At 31.2% G+C, this 8,724-nt stretch carries 10 protein-coding genes; all 10 read right to left on the bottom strand.

Annotation, left to right across the window (positions count from 1 at the left end; genetic code table 11):
- Nucleotides 1-99: 99 nt before the first annotated feature.
- Nucleotides 100-483 carry a hypothetical protein gene (locus tag ACFQ13_RS07475; RefSeq protein ID WP_386115791.1) on the bottom strand — a complete coding sequence of 128 codons (384 nt, stop codon included), beginning with the start codon at nucleotides 481-483 and terminating at the stop codon, nucleotides 100-102.
- Nucleotides 484-485: 2 nt separating this feature from the next.
- Nucleotides 486-1,013: a hypothetical protein gene (locus tag ACFQ13_RS07470; protein ID WP_386115788.1), complete on the bottom strand. Its 528-nt coding sequence runs from the start codon at nucleotides 1,011-1,013 to the stop codon at nucleotides 486-488.
- A gap of 185 nt (nucleotides 1,014-1,198) precedes the next feature.
- On the bottom strand, nucleotides 1,199-1,561 hold the full coding sequence (locus tag ACFQ13_RS07465) for a hypothetical protein (protein WP_386115786.1): 363 nt from the start codon (nucleotides 1,559-1,561) through the stop codon (nucleotides 1,199-1,201).
- Nucleotides 1,562-1,563: 2 nt separating this feature from the next.
- A complete protein-coding gene (locus tag ACFQ13_RS07460) occupies nucleotides 1,564-1,791 on the bottom strand; it encodes a hypothetical protein (RefSeq protein ID WP_386115784.1) in 228 nt (75 codons plus the stop codon).
- 146 nt (nucleotides 1,792-1,937) lie between these two features.
- Complete coding sequence (locus ACFQ13_RS07455; protein WP_386115782.1) at nucleotides 1,938-2,822, bottom strand: hypothetical protein; 885 nt, start codon at nucleotides 2,820-2,822, stop codon at nucleotides 1,938-1,940.
- A 259-nt stretch (nucleotides 2,823-3,081) separates the two neighbouring features.
- Nucleotides 3,082-4,002, bottom strand: a complete 921-nt coding sequence (locus ACFQ13_RS07450) for a TaqI-like C-terminal specificity domain-containing protein (protein WP_386115780.1) — start codon at nucleotides 4,000-4,002, stop codon at nucleotides 3,082-3,084.
- A 96-nt stretch (nucleotides 4,003-4,098) separates the two neighbouring features.
- Complete coding sequence (locus ACFQ13_RS07445) at nucleotides 4,099-6,681, bottom strand: DUF7149 domain-containing protein (protein ID WP_386115778.1); 2,583 nt, start codon at nucleotides 6,679-6,681, stop codon at nucleotides 4,099-4,101.
- On the bottom strand, nucleotides 6,641-6,841 hold the full coding sequence (locus ACFQ13_RS07440; protein WP_386115777.1) for a hypothetical protein: 201 nt from the start codon (nucleotides 6,839-6,841) through the stop codon (nucleotides 6,641-6,643). The genes ACFQ13_RS07445 and ACFQ13_RS07440 overlap by 41 nt, the downstream gene beginning before the upstream one ends.
- Before the next feature lie 446 nt (nucleotides 6,842-7,287).
- Nucleotides 7,288-7,848 (bottom strand): hypothetical protein, encoded by a 561-nt coding sequence (locus tag ACFQ13_RS07435; RefSeq protein WP_386115776.1) that lies wholly within the window; start codon nucleotides 7,846-7,848, stop codon nucleotides 7,288-7,290.
- A 175-nt stretch (nucleotides 7,849-8,023) separates the two neighbouring features.
- Nucleotides 8,024-8,563 carry a hypothetical protein gene (locus ACFQ13_RS07430; protein ID WP_386115773.1) on the bottom strand — a complete coding sequence of 180 codons (540 nt, stop codon included), beginning with the start codon at nucleotides 8,561-8,563 and terminating at the stop codon, nucleotides 8,024-8,026.
- Between the last annotated feature and the right edge of the window lie 161 nt (nucleotides 8,564-8,724).

The raw sequence follows: 8,724 nt of genomic DNA, 5'->3' as shown, positions 1-8,724 counted from the left end.
ATGGTTAGTTGCGTGGTTAAGCAACTAATTTAGCAAAAATGAACCGAACGAGAGGAAATTCCGCAGGAATTTCCACGTAGGCAAGTAACAAGCAATTAATTATACACGTTGTTGTGGTGCGTTTTTTTTCGTCCAGATTGATGTTAATATTAAAACTATAGTGGTAATAATAAAAATAATTAAAGGTATTTGAAAGGCGAGATATTTAAACTTTTCAAACGGTATTTCTGTTAATCTTCTAATAATTGGAATAAGCATTAAAGAAAAACTCATTATTTTTATAATTGTCCTCTTATAATATTTAGTAAAGTTCAGAATTAGACCAATAAGTCCTGAAATAGCAAATATTTGGTCATTATTTCCAAATTCAAAACTTGTCCATATAAGCCAAAAGATAAATGGGATACCTATCATTTGTCCCATTAATATAATTAACGAATATGATGATAGAGATATTATTTTTAAAATTTTTTCTTTCGTCATTCTTAATATTCAATTTCTTTCCATTCTCCTTTTCGGAAATACATATTATGAAATTTCGGCGAGTTAAACACCATAAAAAAGTCCCAAACTTCACGATAAATTGTCGGATTAGTAGTCAAAATGTGATGAGTTGGTTTTTCCATTTCAATTACAAGTCTCGCAGATTGATAAGGTGCAAGAGTTGATATTTTTCCTTTATAAGTTTCATTTATTACTTTTCCATCTGTTACATAAAAATAAATCGAGTCATTTTCTTTTATTTCAAATCGGAAGTTGTTGTATTGCCAATCCGCTTGTTTTCCAGAAAAATAATTTCTGTCAATTACATATTCCCCATAAAAGTCAGATTTATCAAGTACTTTTTTCGTGTAAAATGGCTGAAGTACAGCGGACAAAATCCACAATAATATCATTCCGCACCACATTCCAATTAGTGCAATTCCAAAAAACTTTTTTTGAGTAAAAATCCATAACAGAAACAGAATTACGGAAATCGGTAATACAATAAAAATAAATCCTAATCCTGCCATTAATTAAATTCTCGATGTTTTTCTCAAATGCACCACAACGTGTTTATATATGGTTTGTTGCCTGGTTTAAGCAACTAAGTTAGTAAATAATTACAGACAAAGAAAATCCGCGAGGATTTTCATAAGTAAGCAAAAAGCCAGCAATAAATTATATATGGTGTTGGCAATAGTATTTTTTATTTAATTCAAATTTCTTTTAAATTTTTTAGAGTTTCAATTTTTGGAATTTCTATAGTTTCAGATTTTCCGTCAATTGAGTAAAATTCTAATTCAGTCGGCATTTTGTCAGTTCCGAATAATGATATTCCAATTAATTCTCCGTTTTTACCTTTTCCAGCGTAATCTATTATTAAGTTTCCGTTTTGAATTTCCGAGTCAAATGTTTTTCCAAATATTACAGTCGGACATTTTCCACAAACACATCTTGCAATTACTTTCAGACTTCCGATTAGATTTGTCCATTCCGCTTTTTCTTTTTCAAACAAGTATGTCAGAAATTCAATTTCGTATTTTGTCAATTCTCGTTTGTTTGGAATACTATATTTCATTTTTAAGAATCTATATTTTCGGTAAAATTCAAAATTAATTCAATTGTATTCCAATTTTCTACAGAGTCAATTGCTATTCTATTTATTAGTTTTTTTTCTTTTTTGAAAACTTTCAAAGTATTGATTGACTTAATAATTTTAACGATTCTTTGAAGTGCAGCATCTTTATTATATTCTTTACTTTCAGTAAGAATTTCAACAAATTTTATTTTCTGTTCTTCGAATGTCATATATTATTGCCAACGTGTTTGTATATGGTTTGTTGCGTGGTTAAGCACGTAATTTAACAAATAAAAACCGAATAGAAAATCCGCTAGGATTTTCGTAAGTAGGCTAGAACCAAGCAATAAATTATATACGGTGTTAGGCAACGTTTTTATTTTTCAATATTCTTTAATTCAAATGTTTCTGCTCCATCTTCGACTAAACAATGTTTTTCATTCGATAATTCAAAGTTGTTTTCTCCATCTTCCCTAACAGTTTTTGTCAATTTACATTGCAAAACTTTAGTTAGCTTTAATTTATTCATAGCTCTTGGATGGATAGCAACACATAATCCATAACCTTTCGATTGAACACTCGGATAAAGAATTCCGTCGTAAGCAGAAGTTTTTGTAAAAATCTCTGTAAATTTTGATGATATTAGGTATTCGTGGTTGTTTCCACTCGCAACATATTTAGAAAATTCACTTGATAAAAACTTTAAGCATTTTATTGTGTTTTCGCTCACTTCTTCAGGCATTTCATTTAAGAAACCTAAATATCTATCCCTTAAACTGTTTAAATATGGATGTTCATATTCCAACGTTGGGTCAATAATTGTTGCTAAAGAAATATTTTCAATTACTTCCCAATTTCCAAATGTCATTCGACTCCAACCCTCGATTACGTCCGAGTTTCTCATTAAGCTTGAAATTTCGGAAGCACCAACAATTCGAGGATATTTCATTTCTTCTTTGTCAAAATCATCTTCGGAAATGACTGAACCATAAAACATAGTATTCTTTGGTGTACTAGCTCTTAAATAGCTTGAATTAAATTTAGCAGGTTTAAAAGATATTCTAGAAACTGTATTGAACTCAGGTTCCTCTTTCGAGTTATTTACAGCTCTTTCTATTTCTTTAGAATATTGATTTTCGGGCGTTTTATGATAGTCGGTAAGCATAATTCCAAGAGGTCCTAAACTAGTGAGTAGTCTATCTAATTCCGCAATTGGAAATTCGCTTAAATCTAGTGCTTTTAATTCTTCAATAATGTCCATTGTTCAATGCTGGTGTCAAATGTTGCCTAACGGTCTTGTATATGAAAAGTAGCGGATTTTATGCACTAACTTTTCGGTTTATAATTGACTTTATTTTATTATTTATCTTTCGTTTAAGAACCAAAACCGCTATTTTTTATATACGTTGTTGTGTTTTCGTACTTTATTTTCCGTTCTGTTTGTAGCGTTGGCAAAGACATACTCTTTTGCAATTTTTGGCTTGTGTATTGGCTGAAGCAAATTGCAAATGTGTATGGCTTTAAGCGTTGGCTTTTTTAATATATTGCACTTCTTTTTCAGTTAAATCATATAATTCAAAGACTGAATTATCAATCTCATCAATCAAAGCCTTTCTTGCTTCATCATTCTTGCTAGACATCAATATTCTAACATTATCTCCAATATCCTTTTGCGTTTTTTCATCAGTTATTTTTACAGGAATAACACCTAAAAAAGATGCCGTTAATGATATTGTTGTGAACTGGCTTTTGAAAAAGAAGTTAATTAACTTGCTATTTATTATTGCTAATAGAAAATATTCATCAATAATAAAATCTGTACTAGAATTCAATTTAGTTAAGCCGTTTACTGTACCAATAAAATAAGATGTTTCTTCATCAATAGTTGCAACTATTCTTCTTTCGAGTGATAGATTCCTAATTGCTTGAATTAATATTTTTGGGTTGCTTAGATAAACTTCGTGTCTTTGTGTACCTCCAATTTTTAATGAATCTGTCCAAGAGAAATAATTGTTCCGTTTCGGTTTCTCATAATAACCTAAGTCTTTCCCAAATAAAATATTATCAGGATGTGATTCCGTTTTTTCTGAAACAATATAATTTGAGTTCCCTTTTAACTTCATACCCAAACTAATTTTTCTTAATTCGCTAAGAGGTATTGATTTAAGTTTTATTTTCGCTTTAATACCTTTCCACGTTTCACCTAGATATTCAAAGATTTCATATCTATTCTCATTGGCAATTTCTTCACAGTCTCTTGGAAAAAATTTAATACTCTCTAAGTTATTAGGTTGAATTTTTCCCCAATAAAAAGAATTTGTTTTATGGAAACTATTTAGATGTATAATTGATGTATCAACATTGGCTTCCTCAAAAACCAATCCATCAAAAACAATAGTACTGTCGATTAAATCGTGGTTGATTAAATGTTTACGTAACAAGTAATAATAGTGATTTGTAAGATAGGTAAGTGGTGTAATAAAGCAAATATGATTTAATCTATTAGAAATGCTTAGTCCACGTTCAATAAAAAGAGCCTACGGGTCACACTTATATTCTACTAGCTTGTATGAATCCGAAAATTTTGTAGTTTCCTGCGAAACCTTTGAACTATATGGTGGATTACCAATAACAGCATCAAATCCAACAAAGTCTCCATTATAATCTAAAACCTCTGGAAATTCAAATCGCCATTCAAAAGCCTCTTCGAAAATTTTGTTGTTTTTAATTTCTTCTATTGTAGTTTCTAATTTTTTTGATTCATTTGTAAGTTTTTTAAGCTTTTTATTCCATCCTGTTTTTTCTTTTTTTGATAACTCAAACATCTGTGGATGTTCTGTCATTAAAAAAATTTCACTTTTTAGTTTAGTTAATCGTTTTACTTTTTTGTCGTTTGAAGAAATTTCACTCCTAAAATCGTTCTTAATATCGTCTATTAGTTTTTCCATTTCTCGCTTTTGCTCTTTGTTTCGAGCATTACGATAGGTATCAACTGCAATTCTATAACTATCAATAGTCCATTTACTGCTTTTAAGTGCTTTTTTTAGATCTGAATCTAAATCAAAGCGACTAATGAGCGAGTTACCACATTTAATATTTATGTCAATATTTGGAAGTGTTTCTAGTTCACTTTCATTTTTGTAATAGGCGTTTTTCAGTAACTCAATCCAAAGACGTAAGCGACAGATTTTTACTGAATTTGGGTTAATGTCAACTCCAAATAAACAATTTTCAATAATGGTTTGCTTTTCGTGGAATAAAGCTACTTGTATTCGTTGACTTTCTTTGTTGGTTGGATTGTACTCAAAAAGTTCTCCATCTTCATCAGTTACAATCAACTCGTCATTTACAACTTCAAATTGGTATTCTTTAAGTCTTTTACCATCTCTATCTTGTAAAACTTTAAGGTCGTTTTTAATGGCAATCATTTCATTAAGTGCAGAAACTAAAAAGTGACCTGAACCAACTGCTGGGTCGCAAATTTTAAGACTGTTTATAATATTATTTGCTTCTTGTCTGTCTTCAATTTTATCGTAAAGAGAATCTATGTCTTTACAATTCCAATCTTTGGTTTCGTTGAATTTTTGGATAACCGCTTTTCTAATGGTTTCACGACACATATACATTGTGATAAAACCTGGTGTAAAAAATGAGCCATCTTTATAACCGTTTATTTTCTCGAAAATTAAACCGAGAACAGAAGCATTAATTAAGGTTTTATTGTCTTCTTGAATTTCCTCTTTTCCTTCGCTACTAAAGTCGTAAGCATTTAGAAATTCGAACAGATATTCAAGAGTGCTTAAATTTCCTGTTCGCTTTTTTCCGTTTTCACTTTTTAAAACAGTTGAGGAATAAATCGGAATGGTTTTATCATCACGCAAATTGCTAATGAATAATGTTCCGTGTTCAATTCCTGTTGGTTCAAAAAGCGAACTATTTAAGTATGGAACTTTTGCGAAAAGTTCGGTTACATCTTCGTTTCTTTCAGATTGTTGCTTTGCTAAAACCTGAAAGAAAAGACTGTTTAAATCATCATAATTTTGAATTTTATCAATACTTAAAAATTCATAAGATTTGTCTCCTTTATGATAGGTTTTTAATTGAGCTTCTAAAAGTTTAAGAAACAGTATTCGGTTAATCCAAGTTATGCTTAATTCAAGTCCAACATTAAATAATCGTTCCTCTTGAGTTGTTCCAAAATGGCTAGGATTGTCAAGTCTGTTTATTTTATCTAAACTGTCAAGTTGGATTATGGCATTTTCAAGAAATGAACCTGTGTTTCTTTCGCCTTTTTTGTTTCTTTCAATTAGTTTTTTGCTTCCTTCTTTAGTTTCCGAAAGACCAATAATATGCAGTAGTTCGCCATAAAATCTTTTGTCAAGACTATTGCTGTCATTTGCAAAAGGTAATTTTAATAAATGTTCTGGCGAGAGTAACTTAAAAAGCGATATAAGTTTATTGTCGTCTTTTGGATTATCATTACGAAGTGGTTTTTCGTATTCTCGTATATCGAAAAATGTAAATTCAATATCGTTTTTTAATCCATTGATAAAAGGCTCTGCAATTTCTTTGTAGAAAAAATCGGTTGTTTTTCCTGCTAATCTTCCATTTTCAAAATCGTTGAACTGTTTAACTAATCCTTTGTTTTGAGCAAACTGCTTTTCAAATACGTTGGAATCAAAAATGAACCATTCGTTAATGTTAGTAGCAACTAAATATTTTATTTCGAGGTTTTTGTGAGTAATTCGTTCTCTTAAATAATAGAGAACCAATTCTTGAAATGCTTTGACATTGATTTTCTCTTTTGTCAGCATTTCCGCTTTGTTGGTTGGCTTTTTTGCCTCAATGATTACTCCAACTGTACTTTTCGCTTTGTTTCCGTTATGGATTACAAGGTCATTTCTTCCTTTTGTGTTTATAAAATGGTTGTTCTTGTAATAAGTGTCTTTTAGAAAGTCAGAAACTAGGTTTTTGTGAAATTCTTCAGATTCAGTATCATTTGTTCGGTCGAGTAGTTCAATCAAATTCGTCTTGAAACTTTCAATTTCCGTTCTGTTCGGTTTTATTTTTAAAAAGGCTTTATTTATTGCCTTTCGTGGTTTCAAGATTTTTAATTCCATATAATATATTCTCTTTGTCAGTTTTTAAATTTAATTCTTTCTTCTCAATATCATTCAAGCGTTGGCAAAAAACAGCTCTTTTGGTTTTTCTGTGTTGGCTTTCGTGTCGGCAAAAACCAAATGTGCTGTTTGTGCGGCTGGCTTTTTCGGTATGAAACACAACGGTCGGTGTATGGTTAGTTGCGTGATTAGGGATCTAATTTAGTAAAAATGGACCGAACGCGAGGAAATTCCGCAGGAATTTCCACATGAGCAAGACCCAAGCAATTAAATATACACAATGTTAGCGACCGGCATTATTTAATTTTTTACGTGTTTTTATTGTAGGTATGGAATCACATTTGGCAGAAACAAACAATAGAGTAGGTGCTAACGGTTAGTCAGTCCTGCGTTGTTGTTCCGTAATACTCCTCAATTTGGTTATTCGTGCGAGTATTGAGTCCTGCATAAGAAATACGTACGTTTAGGTTGCCTAGATAAGGGTTGATGTGTCTGCTTGGCGCTAACGTGTTTGTGTATGGTTAGTTGTGTGGTTAAGCAACTAAGTTAGCAAACTTTTACGAACCCGTGAAAATTCCGCAGGAATTTTCGCAAGTAGAGAAGGACCTAGCAATTAATTATACACGGTGTTGTGGTACGTTTTTTTGTCCAGTTTTTATATTCGGTTGTGATTTTGACATTCTGATTTCCGTGAACTTTTTCTTTATACTCAATATTCATTTCATATTCAATTCCATATTTTTCTAATACTGAGTCTATTTTGGTTTTTTCTAATTCCGATGCTTTTAGTTTTGTTCTAAATCTGTTAAGTTTGGAATATGCAAATATCAAAATTGTAATTCCAGCTCCAATTGCGCTCGCTCTGAATTTCCAACGCATTATATTTTTAGAAAGAGTAATGTCAGTATAAAATTCATTTCCGATTATGAGTAAAAATCCGATTGCAATGAGTAAGTAGAAAGTCCAATATTTTTTACTTTTCATTTCATTCAATCTTTTCAGTTCCATATTTACATTTTCTAACTTTTCTTGAAATATTTTATCCAGTAAAATGTCAGGACAGGTAATTTTAAAATCAGGTTTTTCATTGGTCAAACTGCAAGTCAAGCCATTTTTTAAATCCCTTTTCGGATGTTCGCATAAATCACAATGTTTGCTTTGAATCATCTTATTATGTCGGTTTTGGTAAATGTACCACAACGTGTTTGTGTATGGTTAGTTGCGTGGTTAAGCAACTAAGTTAGCAAACTTTTACGAACCCGTGAATATTCCGCAGGAATATTCGCAAGTAGGCAATAACCAAGCAATTAATTATACACGGTGTTGGCAAATCGTTTATAATTTAATACTTCATATCGAATTCTCCTTCTCGTATTTCTACAATTACACCATTTTCATCAATTGCGTCGTATTCAAAAGTTCCGCCTAATATTCTGTTTTCCAAATCGTGATAGAGAATTTTTAGTTCGCCAGTATTCTGGTCATCCGTTGAGTAATTATAATCGGGTGAATTAATTCTATATTTCCCACTATTTGAATCTAATTCACTTTCTAAAGAGTAAATATTACCGACTTGTACTGTCTCTGGAATAACATCGACAATTTCTATATTTATCCATTGAGAAATATAATCAGGCGAGTGACCTTTATCTCTAAAATAAATGCTCATATAGTTTTCATTATTCCACGGTACAAATTGTAATTCCTCTGAATAACCAGTTCCACCGAAACTATAATCAGATGTTAATAATTCGCCATTTGCTTTGCATTTAATTCCGCCTCTTCCATCGAAAACGTAATTCGGGTCATCTGTATCTACTGAAGATACTTCGCAACTAGTTAGTCCAATTAAACAGAGTATAAGTATTATTTTTAATTTCATTAATTTCCTGTTTTCATTATAGATGTCGTTTGTCACTAAAGGTTGCGTCAAAATGTTTGCCAACGGTTTTGTGTATGGTTAGTTGCGTGGTTAAGCAACTAAGTTAGCAAACTTTTACGAACCCGTGAAAATTCCGCAGGAATTTTCGCAAGTAGGGAAGA

The sequence above is a fragment of the Winogradskyella rapida genome (assembly GCF_042675845.1).
Taxonomy (GTDB): domain Bacteria; phylum Bacteroidota; class Bacteroidia; order Flavobacteriales; family Flavobacteriaceae; genus Winogradskyella; species Winogradskyella rapida.
This window is presented reverse-complemented; position numbering and strand designations above follow the sequence as displayed.

Excerpts from the sequence above, each read along its gene's own strand:
- ACFQ13_RS07475 (WP_386115791.1), bottom strand. The coding sequence starts at position 483 with ATGACGAAAGAAAAAATTTTAAAAATAATATCTCTATCATCATATTCG.
- ACFQ13_RS07470 (WP_386115788.1), bottom strand. The coding sequence starts at position 1,013 with ATGGCAGGATTAGGATTTATTTTTATTGTATTACCGATTTCCGTAATT.
- ACFQ13_RS07465 (WP_386115786.1), bottom strand. The coding sequence starts at position 1,561 with ATGAAATATAGTATTCCAAACAAACGAGAATTGACAAAATACGAAATT.
- ACFQ13_RS07460 (WP_386115784.1), bottom strand. The coding sequence starts at position 1,791 with ATGACATTCGAAGAACAGAAAATAAAATTTGTTGAAATTCTTACTGAA.
- ACFQ13_RS07455 (WP_386115782.1), bottom strand. The coding sequence starts at position 2,822 with ATGGACATTATTGAAGAATTAAAAGCACTAGATTTAAGCGAATTTCCA.
- ACFQ13_RS07445 (WP_386115778.1), bottom strand. The coding sequence starts at position 6,681 with ATGGAATTAAAAATCTTGAAACCACGAAAGGCAATAAATAAAGCCTTT.
- ACFQ13_RS07435 (WP_386115776.1), bottom strand. The coding sequence starts at position 7,848 with ATGATTCAAAGCAAACATTGTGATTTATGCGAACATCCGAAAAGGGAT.
- ACFQ13_RS07430 (WP_386115773.1), bottom strand. The coding sequence starts at position 8,563 with ATGAAATTAAAAATAATACTTATACTCTGTTTAATTGGACTAACTAGT.